Here is a 16,028-nt window from a genome sequence, read left to right on the forward strand (position 1 = left end):
GATGAGTGAGTTTCAAAAAGATAAATATAAATTTAGTATAAGAACTAATCTTACTTTAGTTAATGGGTCTGATATTGAAGGAAGAGCAGCTGAAATTGAAGAATTAAATAGTTATTTATTTGAAAAGAAAATAATAATCAAAGATTTAGTTACAGATAGCCCTGAATATGGAATAAGAAATACTTTATTAAATATAGCTTATTTTATAGTAGAAGATATAGAATTATTTGATTATATAAATGAAAAGAATAAACTACCTATAAATAGAATGACAAAAAGAATTCCTATAGCAAGAAATTTTTTAGAGAAATGGAAAGATTATATTTTAACCTATGTAATAATTTTTTCTAATCCTAAATTTAAAAATATTCAAGATTACTTAAAGGTAGAAGATGCAATAAATATACTGGGTGTAGATGAAATTAAAGAAGATTTATCTCAAAAACAATATAAAGGGATAATAATAGCAAAGGGATTTAAAAACGTTACAATATTAACAGCGACAGGAGAGTTTAAGCAAGTTAAGAAGTTAGAAGAAAATAAAATAGGAGAAGAGATTACAGGAGAAAAAATTAAGACTATAAGAGATTATAAGCTTCAATTAGCAATATTATTAACATTAATTATATTAGTGGCTACAACTATAGGATTAAAATATACATCTACATATAGTACTGTAATTATAGAAACTACATCTCAAATCAAGCTTGAAATTAATTCTTTTAATAAGGTTATAGGAGCTTCAAGTGGAACTAAAAAAGGTAGAGAACTAATAAATATTGTTAATATACAAGATGAAAATATAGATAATGCAGTAGTGAATATATTAGATTATGCAATAAAAAATGAAATGATTTTAGACAGTGGAATATCTATTACTGTAACAGGAAAACCATTAAAATATGGAATTCTAGAAGAAACTGAAACTTTTATGAATAAAAATCATATATCAGCAAAATTTAATAATTCAGGGAATGAAAATATACTAAATCCATAGATAAAAGGATGGTAAAAATGGAACAAGGCAAGAATAAAAACATAATAATACATGCTGATAGAGCTGAAGAAATAAGATTAAACAAATATATTAGTGAAACAGGAATTTGTTCAAGAAGAGAAGCAGATAGGCTTATAGAAAGTGGTAGAGTAACAATAGATGGAGTTAAAGCATCTATGGGTACAAAAGTTTCTAAAGATCAAGAAGTGAAGGTAGATGGAAAGCTAATAAAAAAAGTAGATGATCTTGTATATATAGCTTTAAATAAACCAGTAGGAATTACATGTACAACAGAACATAAAATAAAAGGAAATATTGTTGATTTTGTAAATCACCAAAAAAGAATATTTCCAATTGGAAGATTGGATAAGGATTCTCAAGGATTAATTTTACTAACTAATGATGGAGATATAGTTAATAAAATTTTAAGAGCAGGAAATAATCATGAGAAAGAATATATAGTCACAGTTGATAAACCTATAAATGATGAATTTATAAGAAATATGAGCGGTGGAGTAAAAATACTTGGAACTGTAACTAAAAAATGTTTTGTAAAAAAAGAAGGGCCAAATACTTTTAGAATAATATTAACTCAAGGAATGAATAGGCAAATAAGAAGAATGAGTGAAGCATTAGGATATAAAGTTGTTAAGCTGAAAAGAATAAGAATTATGAATATATCTATTGGAGAGTTAAAGATTGGAGAATGGAGAGATCTTACTCCAAAAGAGTTAAAGAAATTAAGTGAGTTAATATCCACATCAGTAAAGACTAAGGAAGCTGGAGTTTAGTAATAAAAACTAAACTCCAGCTTTTTTATACGTAAATTTAATTAAAAATAGAAAAATACATTTTGTTAATAAAAGTTATCCACAAGCATCAAAGTCACTAATAGCAATAGGTTCATGAAAAATAGTAAAAAATATATATTGGATTAGAAGTAAATAAATGTATGTTACGCACATAATCCACAGGTGCATGTGGATAAGTTGTGCAAAAAATGTTGATAGTAATGTTGATAATTATTAACAATCCTGTAGATAATAATAAAAGCAGAGTATTAATTATAATAATTTGTAGAAAAAGGAGGTATCTTTAAATGAGGATATTTAAACGCTTTTTATTAGTTTTTACCTTTTTGATAATAGTTGTCCACAATTGTCCACAAGGTCTGTTGATAAATAATGAAGGTGATTTTGTCGAATGTCCAGTATTTGTGGATAAGGATATTAACAAAGACTATGGATATTTGAAGGTTGATGTCAAAATTCCTCAAATAAATGGAATAGAGGATAAGGAGAGGGAAAAAGTTATCAACAGTGAAATTGTAAATTGGACAGAGATGTGGATAAAAGATGTGGAAGACATAGCAAAAGAGTATTTCGACAATCCTAAAAAGGAAAAACCTATATTTCCATATCAGCTAATGGCATTATATCAAGTAACTAATAAATGCAATTTAATCAGTTTTTATATAGAGTTCTATCAATATACTGGAGGAGCTCATGGGTTAACAGAAAGAAGAACATACAATATAGATGTGAAAAGTGGTAAGGAGTTATCATTAGCGGATTTATTTAAGAAAGGGTATGATTATAAATCTAAAATAAACTCTGAAATAAATAAAGAAATTAGTAAACATCCGGAGTATTATTTTACAGGTAAGGATGGGTTTAATGGAATAAAGGATAATCAAAGTTATTATATAGAAGATGGTAATATTATAATACACTTTGGAGCTTATGAAATAGCACCATATGCTTCTGGTATGCCAGAATTTAAAATTCCTATAGACATATTTAAAGATAACTTTCTTTATGATAACATTTAGTTAGATTAAATAAAATATTGGGGGAATATCATGGAGAAGATATTAGATGTTTTTAATAAACAAAAAAAATTCTATGAAGGTGGAAATACTAAAGATGTAAGTTTTAGAATAGGATGTTTGAAAAAATTAAAGAAATTAATAAAGGATAATGAAAATAAAATTATAGATGCATTAGAAAAAGATTTAGGAAAGTCTCCTTTTGAGAGCTATGCAACAGAAATTGGTATAGTTTATGATGAGATTAATATGCATGTTAAAAATTTAAAAAAGTGGAGTAGAAGAAAAAGAGTTAAATCTCCAATAGCACATTTTCCATCAAAAAGTTATATATATAAAGAACCTTATGGTGTAACTTTAATAATTGCACCTTTTAATTATCCTTTTCAATTATTAGTTGCACCTCTAGTAGGTGCAATCTCAGGGGGAAATTGTGCGATACTAAAACCATCAGAGCATACTGTTAATATATCAATTTTAATGGAAAAGATAATTAATGATAACTTTGAAAAGGAGTATATAAGGGTAATAAATCCTTTAGGAGGAAAAGAAGTAGTTTCTTATTTACTGGATTTAAAGTTTGACTATATATTTTTTACAGGAAGTGTTGCCGTTGGGAAAATAATAATGGAAAGGGCGGCAAAAAACTTAATACCTGTAACTTTAGAACTTGGAGGAAAAAGTCCGTGTATAGTTGATAAGGATGCTAAAATTGATATAAGTGCAAAGAGATTAGTTTGGGGCAAATTTTTAAATGCAGGTCAAACTTGTGTAGCTCCAGATTATTTATATGTTCATAAGGACATAAAGGAAAAATTTTTAAAAGCTGTAGTAAATGAAATAAGAACTCAATTTGGAGAAAATATAAAAGAAAATAAAGATTTTACTAGAATAATAAACTCTAAAACTATTGATAAATTAGAAAAATATCTAATGGATGGTGATATATATTTTGGGGGATCATGTGACAGAGAATCATTGTACTTTGAACCTACAATAATTACGAATATAAAAGATAATGCTAAAATAATGGAAGATGAAATATTTGGCCCTATATTACCAGTAATAGAATTTAATGATATAAATGAAGCTATAACATATGTTAATAGTAATGAAAAACCATTAGCATTATATTACTTTTCAGAAAATAATGATTCTATAGAAAAAGTTTTAAGAAACACTACAGCTGGAGGAGTAACTATAAATGATACTATTATACATGTGGCATCTTCATATTTACCATTTGGTGGAGTAGGAAATAGTGGTATGGGAGAGTATCATGGAAAGGCTAGTTTTGAAGCATTTACTCATAGCAAGTCAGTAATTAAAAGAGGAACTTTTATGGAACTGCCAGTTAGATTTGCACCATATAAAGATAAAATTAAATTTGTTAAATTATTAATGAAATAAAAACAGTGGGATTAATTTTTCCCACTGCTTTTTACTTAAATAAATTATATTAGTATTGATTAAGCTATATTTTCAAGATTTTCTTCTTTTTTATTAGAGCTTTCTATTAGTGAAGAAGTTTTATTATCAAAAATATCTTTAGCAATTTTAATGGCTTGTATTATTACTGTAGGTAAGAAGGCTAGTAAGTAAATAAAGCCTATTTGACCTCCAGTTAAAGGAGTTACTTCAAATAAATTTTGAAGGAATGGAATAAATAAAACTGAATTTAAGAATAATACTCCAGCTCCAAATGCCATCCAGCTATATTTATTAGTGAATAAACCAAGAGTAAATATAGACTTATTTCCTCTACAGTTAAATCCGTGGAATAATCTTGCTAAACAAAGTGTAGCAAAAGCCATTGTAGATGCAACTGAACTATCTACTTTTAGACCTATATAGAAGGCGATTAATGTAAAAATACCTATTATTAATCCTTCCACTGTAATTTCTCTTATAAATGATTTTGAAAGTATAGATTCATTACTTGATCTAGGTTTATCTTTTAATAGATCCCTACGAGATTGTTCCATACCAATAGCTATTGCAGGTAAACTATCTGTAAGTAAGTTTATAAATAATAAATGTACTGCTGCAAATGGCATTGGTAGTGCCATTAGTGAAGTATATAATACTGCAATTATTCCAGATGCATTACCGGATAATAGGAACTTAATAGAATTTTTTATATTACTATATATATTTCTCCCATTAGCAACAGATTTTACTATTGTAGCAAAATTATCGTCTGTTAATATTACAGATGCAGCATCTTTAGATACTTCAGTACCGGTAATACCCATTGCAATACCTATATCAGCTTGTTTTAAAGCCGGTGCATCATTAACTCCATCACCAGTCATTGCAACAATTTGACCTTTTTCTTGCCAAGCATTAACTATTCTTATTTTATGCTCAGGAGATACCCTAGCATAAACTGATATAGTTGATATATTATCTTTAAGTTCTTTATCACTCATTTTATCAAGTTCAAGACCTTCTATAGCTCTATCACCATCTTGTAAAATTCCTATTTGTTTAGCTATTGCAGATGCAGTTATTTTATGGTCACCAGTTATCATAATTGGCTTTATACCTGCAGTTATACAATCTCTAACAGCAGCAGCAGATTCTTCTCTAGGTGGATCAATCATTGATATTAAACCTATGAATGTATAAGAAGTTTCATCATTTAATGATAATTCATGTACATTTTCTAGTTCTCGATATGCAAATGCTAAAACTCTTAAACCACTTTGAGAAAGTTGTTTATTTGTATTAATTATGTTTTGTCTATCTTCATAAGAAATTTCATGAACTCCAGATGAGGTTTTAATATATTTAACTCTATCTAAAAGTACATCAAATGCACCCTTAGTAAACATTAAACATTTTCCATCAAAGCTGTGTAATGTACTCATTAGTTTTCTATCTGAATCAAAAGGTAATTCACTTAATCTATTAAATTCATTTCTTACATTTAATTCATCTAAAGAGAACTTATGACCTAAGTTAACAAGAGCAACTTCAGTTGGATCCCCAATTTCTGTGCCATTTTTAGAAGTAGAATCATTACATAAAATTGAACTTTTTAATAAATAGTTATGAGTACTTTCTTCTAAATTTAAATCTTCACCGTCTATAAGTTTATTATCAACATAAACTTTTTTAACAGTCATTTTATTTTGTGTAAGTGTACCTGTTTTATCAGAACAAATTATAGACACACAACCAAGACCTTCAACGGCTTTAAGTTTTTTTATAATGGCATTTTCTTTAGCCATCTTTTGTGTACCTAAAGCTAAAACTATTGTAACAATAGAACTTAATGCTTCAGGGATAGCAGCAACTGCTAAGGCAACAGCAAACATTAATGAATCTATTATAGGAGTTCCTCTATAAAGGCTTAATATGAATACTAAAGCACAAATAGCTAAGATACCAATAGCTAGTTTTTTACTAAAGTCATCTAAATTGCTTTGAAGAGGAGTTTTCTTTTCTTGAGTTTGTTCCATTAAGTTAGCAATTTTACCGATTTCGGTACTCATACCAGTATTAGTTACGACAACTAAAGCTCGTCCATAAGTAACTAATGAACCAGAGAAAACCATATTTTTTTGATCGCCTAAAGCAACCTCTGGTTTATCAATTATATCTAATGTTTTATTAACACTTTCAGATTCACCTGTTAATGAACTTTCATTAACTTGTAGTGAAAAGTTTTCTATTATTCTACCATCAGCAGCAACTAAATCACCAGCTTCTAATATTAAAATATCTCCAGGAACAACTTCTTTAGATAATATTTCTTCTTTAATACCGTTTCTATATACCTTTGCATAAGGGGATGAAAGGGCCTTTAAACTATCTAGAGATTGTTCAGCTTTAAAATGTTGAACTGTTCCTAAAATTGCATTTAATATTATTACTGCAAATATAACCAATGTACTTTCAACATTTCCTGTAACCATAGATATAATAGCGGCTATAATTAATATGAATACAAGCAAGTCTTTAAATTGGTTTAAAAATACTTCTAATAAGCTTTGTTTTTTCTTTTCTGTTAACTCATTATAACCATGAGTTTTTAAATTTTCTTGGATTTTATTAGTATTAAGTCCACTTTTAGAAACATTAAAGTCTTTTAAAGTTTCTTCAACAGATTTTGAAAAGAATCTTTTCATAAGAATTTCCTCCAAACATAATTTCATTGATTTATAGGCTGTCTTTTAAATATAAGTATATAAAAAGAGACTCCTAATATAATCTTCAAAAATTTTGAAAATTATATTAAAAGTCTCGTAACCAAATTGGTATATAACACCAGGTCTTTTACACCGCGAATGTTGATGTTATATTTACTACTACTCCCTCTTAATAAAGAAAACTTTTTATATGAGTATAAGAAAATTGTAAAACTACAATTTGAAAAAGTCAATATATAAATTCTAAAATTAAAAAATAAATCATAAAATCAAAGGAGTAGACTTCCATATGGGACTAAATATTTCACAAAATGACAATAGACCGCATATGATGAAGTATAGTATTACATGGAGTTGAAAATTCGTGATATACGGGCTAATTTTAGCTGGAGGAAAAGGTACAAGGCTTTACCCTCTATCAAGAGCAAATCAACCAAAGCAGTTTTTAAGACTTATAAATAACAAAAGTTTTTTAGAAAATACAGTAGATAGAGTAGTTCCTTTAATTAAGAAGGATAATATTTATGTAGTTACAAACAAAGATTATTTGGATAAAATAAGATTAGAGCTAACTGGCATAAATAGAGAAAATATTTTTACAGAGCCACAAAACAAAGAGACTCGTTATTAGACGCTATAGGTCATTTACAAAATAAAATTAGATTAATATTTATGTTTTAAATTAATGAAGTGGATAGATTGATTTACAAAATAAAATAACAATCATATGAAGTACATTTTAGAATTAGGTATAGGATATACAGTATTTTTGAATAGCAAAAAGAAAAGAAGGTAACTTAATAAATAATATAGCAATGTTAGATAAAACAAGTCAGCATATGAAAAAAAGTTATAAATGGGGTTTAGGATAATGAATAAAGAGGAATTTATTTATATAGAGATTAGAAATTCAGTTTTAAAATACTTTAGTTTTTATATAGTATATGTAATAACAGCAAATAGAATATTTGAGTATATTGGGGGAGCATATTTAATTTACGTGGTATTTAAAATAATTGAAATTATTATAATTGCAATTATTGATATGGAAAAAATATCAGAAAAAGATTAATAAAATATATTCTTAGATTTAAAAGAACATAAAGCAAAATATAAAGAAAAATATGGTAAAATTAAGTTGCAATATACTAAAAGTTTAATTTGTTGAGGTAATTATGAATAAAAAGATTAGGGGCATCATTATAACTAATAGAATATGGAGTAATTTAGATAGATATCCAGTTCTATATGAAAGATTTTATATGAACAAACTTTATTGTTATGAGGAGATTTTAAAATCAGCATATGATATATTGGAGATAATTAAAACGGATTATCCTAAAGGGCACTTGTTCTTGAGAGATGAGTTTATCTTTGATGAAATGTTATTTTCAATAGCATATTGTAATTTTATAGGTAAAAAATATCTAGGTAATGTAGAGATAATGAATGATTTTATTAATAAAAAGTTAAAATCAATGTATAAGGGTGTATTTAGTATTAAAGTTTTTAATGAGAACCTAAGTGAATTTATGATATATTTTTATATGTTAACTAGTATATTTTTTAAGAGTGATTTGTATAAGGATTTTAAAACAATAAAATATGAAACAATAGGTGCAAATAATAAAAGATTTGAGTATACCTTTATTATTGGCAATAAGGAAATAAACATTGAGGTTAAAGCACTTGATTGTGATCCATTTAGTAAAGATAACTTGGACGTTAGAGAATTAAAGGATGGAGATATATTTATAAAATCTTATTTTAATAGACCAATTGAGGAATATAACATAATAAAACTCAATAAGGTTAAAATTTTAAGTAGTAATTATAGACAATTGAAGAAAAATATAAAAAGAATAGATGAGAAATGCAAAAAAACAGACTTAAATACTATTAATTTAGGATTTGTTATAATAAATTATGGAACCTCTAGAGAGGAATTTCTCTCATATTTATTTAATAGTAAATATGGAATTATGAATTTATATGATGTTAAAAATGTAGATGGGATTATGCTGTTTTCAATGTGTACAGATACAACATTGTTATTTGATGAGGTATATCTAAATGATCATATATTAACGGCTTTATTAAATGATAATATTGAAAATTTTAAATTATTTGAGGCATTAAGATTAGATAAATATATATATAATAATGGATGTGTAATAGATGATATTACTAGTATAGTAGAGGAAGAATATCAATTATATAGATATATTTTAAAAGGTGGTCTTATGACTATAGAAAGTTATTATATAGATGAAAATATTATAGAAGAAAAAATTAATACATTAAATGAAGAGGTATTCGATAAAAAGAGAGATGTAATGAGATTAATTAGAAATACAGATTGGGATTGATTAAAAGGAGGTAGTTACTATATTAAAAATAAGATAATTAAAACAATAAAATAACGAATTTGGTGGAGTTACGAAAATATGGTATGTTGCACTTAAATGTATGTAAAAGATGAGGGAGAGATCCCTCATCTTTTCTTTTAATCTATAATTTTCTTAACAAACCCACGATAAACTCACCCTTTAAGAGGGTACTGATAATTACATAGACCAAAAACTAAGTATTCACCGGATAGATAAAATTTACTGTTTATATTAAGAGGTGCTATGGTATGGCTACATATATGAGAACTGCGACCGGTACCTAACTCTCTATATCTATATCCTAATTTATATAGTTCAGAATATAGTTTTCACCTGTAGGGATATTTTTTAAATCATTTAATTTTTTCATTTCATTATTTATATTTTTTTTTGATAGTATTCACATTGACCATCTCCTTTTTCTTTTGATAGCCATATATAACACAGTTTTAAAAAATAAATAAAAAACTTTTATGTTTTTTGGAAGAAAAAATAAAAAGTGTGTGATATATAAGTATAAGTTTAAAAGGAGATGATATTATGTTGAAAATTACTTAAAAATTTTGGTGTTGTTTTGATGTTAGATAATAAATATAAAATAGTTTAAGGAGAGATGTATAATGATGAGAAAGAGTTTAGAAACAAAAAAATATAAGGTTCAATATCTAGGTGAATTTGCGTATGATGATAGTTTTGAATATATTTTTGATAGATATTTAGTTGAGGTAAAGGATATAGAGTGTTCCGCTATAATGTATGAATTTGATCAAAATGGAGTGTGTTGTATGGCAGCATGGGAGCAAAATAATCAAACAAAGGAAGGACAAGAATTAACAAACTATACTCATATAATTGGTAAACTAATTGAAAATGATATTGTAGATATAGTAGGATTTATAAATAAACACTTGTAATAATAAATAAGATAGAGAACTAGGTATATTGGATTATATCTAGTTCTTTTGTTAAATTAATAGAAAATATTTAGTAAGTGAAGTAATTAGAATACAGAAATAATGAAAATTGTGGTAAAATATAGGGAATAATTATAATGGGAGGTAGTATGAGGAGAATATTAATTTTTACTAGTTCAGTAGATTATACAGTAGATTACATTATAAACAAATATAATAAACAATACATTTTCTATAGAGTAAATGTAGATAGATTTAATAAGTATGAATTTAATGTTTGTTTTGAAGGTGGTTTCACAATAAAAAGTAGCCAATGGGAAATTAGAGAAGATGAAATAGATTCTATATATTATAGAAAGCCTATATTACCAAACTTATCGGAATATAGTGGAGTTTATCACAGTATGATTTCAAGGGACATAATTTCATATATTAATGGAATCGTAGATGCTTTCGATGGAAATGTACTATCAAGACCTAGCATATTGAAGAAAACTGAAAATAAAGTATATCAAATTAAAATTGCTAGTAAGGTAGGATTTGAATTCCCAGAATCATCAATAGGAACGTCGGTTAATGATATAAATGAAATCATTCGAGAGGAAGGAATTATAAAACCATTAACAACAGGAAAGGTAGTTAATGGAGATAGATGTGAAATAATTCAGACCTCGAAAGTAGATAGGGATATAGAAGAAGACATATCTCTAACACCACTATACGTACAAAAGTATGTAAAAAAGAGTTATGAAGTAAGGGTTACAATTATAAATAATAAAGTTTTTCCAGTTAAGATAAAGGCATTTAATTCTGTTGATTGGAGGATTGATCAAATTAATAATGAATATGAACTTATTAGTATACCTAAAGATATTGAATCCAAGTGTATAGAAATGATGAATATTATGGAGTTAAGTTTTGGAGCATTTGATTTTATAGTTAATGAAAATAATGACTATATTTTTTTAGAAGTAAATCCAAATGGTCAATGGCTATGGTTAGAAGAAAAAATAGGATTAAGTATATCTAATGAAATAATAAATTACTTAGGGGGGATAGTGTGATGAAGATTATATTAAATTTTATACTTTTAATTTTATCTTATAGCCCTATTTTATGTATTTCAGATGATGAGAATTTTGGAACAAATGAAGAGGGGATTAAAGACTTTAGAGAAAGGCTTAGAGTAAGCATATTTTCATTAAATTTTGGAGCATATAAATATTATTTTTTAACTTTTAAAATAAAGAATAATAGACTTCATTTTAATATGAAATATAGAATAAGGCTACATGACTTTTTTACTTTTACTGATGAGAAAATAGATAGATTAACTAACATTCAGGAAGAATATTTAAATAATAATTTAGAAATTGAGGAAGATAAGGAGTTTTTGTTATATCAAATTGAAAGTCAAAATAATAGGAATGGTATTTCGTATAATAAGGTAAATACATATACTACAATAATTTTAGCATTAATTCCATTAATATTAGTATTCTATAAAGTAGAAATGTTTATAAAAGCCAACGTTATGATTAAGTTATTAACAGTAATTTTATTTTATATTATTGCGAATATTTGTGTATTGTTATTGCAGGTAAATAAGGTAAGTGGACACAAAAGGCAAAGATATTCAGATTTAAAAAGAGGTAATAAAAAAAAGGGAATAATAATGGCATACTATTTAGACTATCAAAGCATAAAAACAAGCACAGATAGGATAGTTACATTTGTTAAAAACATAGAGACATATATTAGGGGGGCAGTTATATGTACAGGCATACTTGTGATAGGTAGTTATTTAAGTATATTAAATAATCAATATAAACAAGTATCAGCACCCCAAACTATATATCAAATAGATTTTAATAAATTAGAGAATAAAGATAAAGAGACTATAGAAGTAATAAATACAATAAATAAAAAGATACCTGATAATGCTGTGACAAAAGTATTAGTGATTTATAATAGTGATGAAATTTTAAAAGATGAATCTTTTAAGGCGATAATAAATTATTTTAATATTTTTAAAAGCAAGAATGATGTAGTGTTATTAAAAGATAGTGATGATGGAGAAAGAAACAAAATTAAAATAATAATGGTGGAGGATTAGAGATGAGAGAGCATATATTAAGCAAGTTTTCAAGGGTTTGTGATTATGAAGGTATAAATAATAATTATTATGATGAGGTTACACAAGTATCTTATAGGGATAGTAATTTAAAACATAAAGTTATAGGTAATGGAAGGACAATTTTAACAGAAACAATAGAAAATAGTGATGAAGATGAATTTAGATAACAAGGACCAACGTTGGAGACAGCAGTGGTTGAGAATAGCGATGCAGATGAGTTTATGAGTATAGGGAGTACAAAGACAACTTTTACATTAGAAACATCTGATGAGGATGAGTTGTATCTTGGTCTATGGTCAGAGGAGACTAGAAGAATAGAAAATAGCGATGCAGATGAATTTGTATGCTAGGAAATATAACTTAATAATAAACTAATAAGAAGGGTATCGTATAATAGATAAATAAATGAGGGGTTAATAGATGAAGAATGCTTACAGTGAAAGGGAACCATTTTTAAATGAGGTATATAATAAAATAAATTCTTCTAGGAAAAAATATGGGCAATTAAGAAAGGTTGAATTACACATACATACACCAGAGTCAAATTGCTATAGATTTTATATAGAAAATGAAGAAGAAAAGAAAGATTTAGAAGGAAAATATTTATACTCAAATTTGACAACTAGACAAGTTGTTGATTATTCATATAAGGTTGGATATTTATCAGATAATACATATGAATCAATATTAAATGATTGGGATAGTTTTAATTCAGATAAATATAGAGAGAATTTAAAGGAGAAAAACGTGCCATTTGATTCGTTTAAAGAATATATGGCATATATGACAATAGCATATAAATTATATAAAGAGAGTATAGAGATTGCTGTAGTAAGTGATCATAATACAATTCGCGGCTATGAAAAGTTAAATTATGCAATAAAAAAGTATTTTGATGATAATTATAAAAATAAAATGAAATTAATTAAATTATTTTTAGGCGTAGAAGTCTCATGTTCAGATAGAAATCATTTAATGATAATATATGATGAAAAAAGAATTGAAGATCTTGAGAAATATCTAGATTATATTATATTACAGAAAGAACTAGGATCTTTTTATGATACTAGAAAAATAATAGAAGATATGAAAAATCATAATGCTATTACATATATTGCTCATATTAATACGTCAGATCTTTTAGGAAATGCTGCGTATAAGCAAAAACTATTAAATAATAAATGGCTAAATGGAATAGGATTAACTAATATTGAAAAGTTAAATAGAGAAAAGAATAGAGTAAGAGAATTTAGAAATGATATCTCTGATATAGCAATAGTTTACGAGGGGGATTCACATGAAATTAATGAAATAGGAATTAAGAATACATGGATAAAAATGAGTAATTTACACTTTAAATCACTTAAAAAAGCCTTCCTAAATCATCAAGTTTGTATTTATACACAAGAGCAACAACCAGTAAAAAAGTATATAAAAGGATTAGTAGTTCAAGCAGGAAAAGATGGATTTTTAGGATGTAATCCTAATCAAAGAGATAAGAAATGTGAGGAATTGATTATTGATTTTTCAAAAGATTTAAATTGTATTATAGGTGGAAGAGGAACAGGGAAAAGTACAATATTAAATATTTTAGAAACTATTTATTCTATGGAGTGTGATAATTGGGAGTTGTTAAATTACATATCTATGCATAGAAAGATTTTTTCTTTATTTGTTGATAATGACGATGAATATTTAATAGAATTTATTCCGCAAATATCTTTAAGAGGATCATATATTAATGTACCAACTATTTTGAGAAATTCTTATTATGAATATAATAATACATATAAATTAAAACCACAGTGGTATAATGTATTTAAAGTTATATATATAAATGGAAGGAGACGATACATTAGGGTAGATGATAAAAATATAGCACAATTATTTAAGAAGGTCTTTAGACGTGGATATAATATAAATAAATTAGTAGAAAAAATTAGTACTAAACAAATTTCAGGTTATATTGAAAATGTAATTAGATACAATGTTCAGTATGATGAAATTAATAGATATATAAAAGAGGTAACAGTTGCATCATCAACAAGGATATTAAAAGTTATCAGGGATAATTTAGATAATATACTAAAGATGATAGAGAAGAGACGAGTTGGGTTTCAAGAAGTTGTTAAAGAATTTAATGATTTAAATAGTAAAGTTCTAAATATAGAGTATGAACCAATGAATGATATCAGATTATATTTTGATGATTTTATTAAGATATTTGAAGTGGAGGATAACAGTTATTTTAAGGATAAGCATATTAATAATACATTGTTAACTTGGGAAAATGTTCAAGATTATTTTTCAGAGTTAATAAGACTTAGAAATTATTTTGAAGTGTTAGATCTAATATTAAATAAGAAATTTACAGTTATGAATAAGATATTGCCAATAGAAAAATTTCAAACTTTAAATGAAAGTTATCATACTGTAGAAAAAGGTCTAGTTTCAATTAATAATGAAAATAGAAAAATTATTTATAATGAGATATTTAAAAGGATTAAGGAAAATGATTCACTTATTAGAAGCAGTATAATAAATTGCTTCAAGGTTATGGATAATTTTAATTTGAAGTTTAATATTAATTCTAAGGAAGATGTTAAAAATAACGCTATTATTTTTAAAGATTTGAGAGAGTTATCGTTAGGACAAAAAGTTGTTGCACTATTAACATTCGTATTTAATTTTGGGAGAATTACTGGTGATACTACACCGCTTATAATAGATCAACCAGAAGATAATTTAGATAATATATATATTTATAAAACATTAGTAAATAGTTTGAAATCAGTAAAAAATAGTCGTCAAGTAATTGTAGTGACGCATAGTTCAACAATAGTGACTAATGCTGATGCAGAAGAGGTAATAGTTATGAATTCTGATGGTAATAGAGGATGGGTTGAAAAGATGGGATATCCATCGGATGAGGTTATAACTAATCATATAATCAATTATTTAGAAGGTGGAAAAAATTCATTTAATCATAAAGTAAAGATGTATGGAGTTATATTAGAAAATGCAAAATAATAGATAGGATAAGTTATCAGAATATCTTTTTTAGATTAGTTTTTGAAAAAATTATAATTATAACTTAGGAATTTAGGGGGGACAAACTCTAAAAAGTTAAAATGATGTTGGTGAGTATAATCTTAATATTAAAAAATACCTAGTATATCATTTATAGGTTAACTAATATTAAATAACTTACAACATATACTTATAAACATATTACTACCATGGACAAACCAAAAAAAGAATAACTAGAAGAAAAAAGATTGAACAAAGAGAAGATAGCAGAAAAGGTATTGAAAATAGAGGCTTGAAAGCATATTGAACAGTACTTGATCTGCTTTTTTTTATTGAATTTTATTGAATAGGATTGAAGGAATAACCTCATTTTTTAGCCAATCTTTATTTTACTAATTCAACCACTCTATATATCCGAAACACGCTATTCATGAGCGTTTCATTACTTTTCATATCACTTTCTTTATTGTTCAGTCTTTTTTTGACGTGTACATAGATAGGAATAAGAATTTAGTATTTGGGATTAAGAGGTAAAAATATAAAATAATACTTATAAAATAAATATAGTAAAATTG

13 protein-coding genes and 1 pseudogene are annotated in these 16,028 nt (G+C 26.0%); 13 read left to right on the forward strand and 1 reads right to left on the reverse strand.

What is annotated here, in order from left to right; translation table 11 throughout:
* Window position 1 precedes the first annotated feature (1 nt).
* The 4 genes from ACYQ1T_RS07960 to ACYQ1T_RS07975 all read left to right on the forward strand — a co-directional run bounded on the left by ACYQ1T_RS07960 (window position 2) and on the right by ACYQ1T_RS07975 (window position 4,235).
* On the forward strand, window positions 2-997 hold the full coding sequence (locus tag ACYQ1T_RS07960; RefSeq protein ID WP_459833744.1) for an anti-sigma factor domain-containing protein: 996 nt from the start codon (window positions 2-4) through the stop codon (window positions 995-997).
* Between the two features lie 17 nt (window positions 998-1,014).
* Complete coding sequence (gene rluF / locus ACYQ1T_RS07965) at window positions 1,015-1,788, forward strand: 23S rRNA pseudouridine(2604) synthase RluF (RefSeq protein WP_459833746.1); 774 nt, start codon at window positions 1,015-1,017, stop codon at window positions 1,786-1,788.
* 308 nt (window positions 1,789-2,096) lie between these two features.
* The gene (locus ACYQ1T_RS07970; RefSeq protein WP_459833748.1) at window positions 2,097-2,828 is read left to right on the forward strand and encodes a DUF3298 and DUF4163 domain-containing protein; all 732 of its coding nucleotides are present in this window, start codon (window positions 2,097-2,099) and stop codon (window positions 2,826-2,828) included.
* 30 nt (window positions 2,829-2,858) lie between these two features.
* A complete protein-coding gene (locus ACYQ1T_RS07975; RefSeq protein ID WP_459833751.1) occupies window positions 2,859-4,235 on the forward strand; it encodes an aldehyde dehydrogenase in 1,377 nt (458 codons plus the stop codon).
* A gap of 59 nt (window positions 4,236-4,294) precedes the next feature.
* On the opposite strand, the gene ACYQ1T_RS07980 is transcribed toward ACYQ1T_RS07975, so the two are convergent.
* On the reverse strand, window positions 4,295-6,961 hold the full coding sequence (locus ACYQ1T_RS07980) for a cation-translocating P-type ATPase (RefSeq protein ID WP_459833755.1): 2,667 nt from the start codon (window positions 6,959-6,961) through the stop codon (window positions 4,295-4,297).
* Window positions 6,962-7,346: 385 nt separating this feature from the next.
* On the opposite strand from ACYQ1T_RS07980, the pseudogene ACYQ1T_RS07985 reads away from it, so the two are divergent.
* The 9 genes and pseudogenes from ACYQ1T_RS07985 to ACYQ1T_RS08025 all read left to right on the forward strand — a co-directional run.
* Window positions 7,347-7,604: pseudogene (locus tag ACYQ1T_RS07985) on the forward strand (sugar phosphate nucleotidyltransferase); the annotation flags it as partial.
* 249 nt (window positions 7,605-7,853) lie between these two features.
* Window positions 7,854-8,054, forward strand: coding sequence for a hypothetical protein (locus ACYQ1T_RS07990; protein ID WP_459833759.1), 201 nt, complete (start codon window positions 7,854-7,856; stop codon window positions 8,052-8,054).
* A gap of 103 nt (window positions 8,055-8,157) precedes the next feature.
* Window positions 8,158-9,351, forward strand: coding sequence for a hydroxymethylbilane synthase (locus ACYQ1T_RS07995; protein WP_459833762.1), 1,194 nt, complete (start codon window positions 8,158-8,160; stop codon window positions 9,349-9,351).
* 641 nt (window positions 9,352-9,992) lie between these two features.
* Window positions 9,993-10,286, forward strand: a complete 294-nt coding sequence (locus ACYQ1T_RS08000) for a hypothetical protein (protein WP_459833765.1) — start codon at window positions 9,993-9,995, stop codon at window positions 10,284-10,286.
* Between the two features lie 149 nt (window positions 10,287-10,435).
* Entirely contained in the window at window positions 10,436-11,350 is a 915-nt protein-coding gene (locus ACYQ1T_RS08005; RefSeq protein ID WP_459833767.1) for an MvdC/MvdD family ATP grasp protein, read from the forward strand.
* A complete protein-coding gene (locus ACYQ1T_RS08010; RefSeq protein ID WP_459833769.1) occupies window positions 11,350-12,402 on the forward strand; it encodes a hypothetical protein in 1,053 nt (350 codons plus the stop codon). Before ACYQ1T_RS08005 ends, ACYQ1T_RS08010 begins: the two co-directional genes overlap by 1 nt.
* A gap of 2 nt (window positions 12,403-12,404) precedes the next feature.
* On the forward strand, window positions 12,405-12,590 hold the full coding sequence (locus tag ACYQ1T_RS08015; protein WP_459833771.1) for a hypothetical protein: 186 nt from the start codon (window positions 12,405-12,407) through the stop codon (window positions 12,588-12,590).
* Between the two features lie 24 nt (window positions 12,591-12,614).
* Window positions 12,615-12,773 (forward strand): hypothetical protein, encoded by a 159-nt coding sequence (locus ACYQ1T_RS08020; protein WP_459833774.1) that lies wholly within the window; start codon window positions 12,615-12,617, stop codon window positions 12,771-12,773.
* Window positions 12,774-12,843: 70 nt separating this feature from the next.
* Window positions 12,844-15,453 (forward strand): Spaf_1101 family AAA-like ATPase, encoded by a 2,610-nt coding sequence (locus ACYQ1T_RS08025; RefSeq protein ID WP_459833776.1) that lies wholly within the window; start codon window positions 12,844-12,846, stop codon window positions 15,451-15,453.
* The last annotated feature ends 575 nt before the right edge of the window (window positions 15,454-16,028 follow it).

The sequence above is a fragment of the Clostridium carnis genome, from assembly GCF_054657435.1.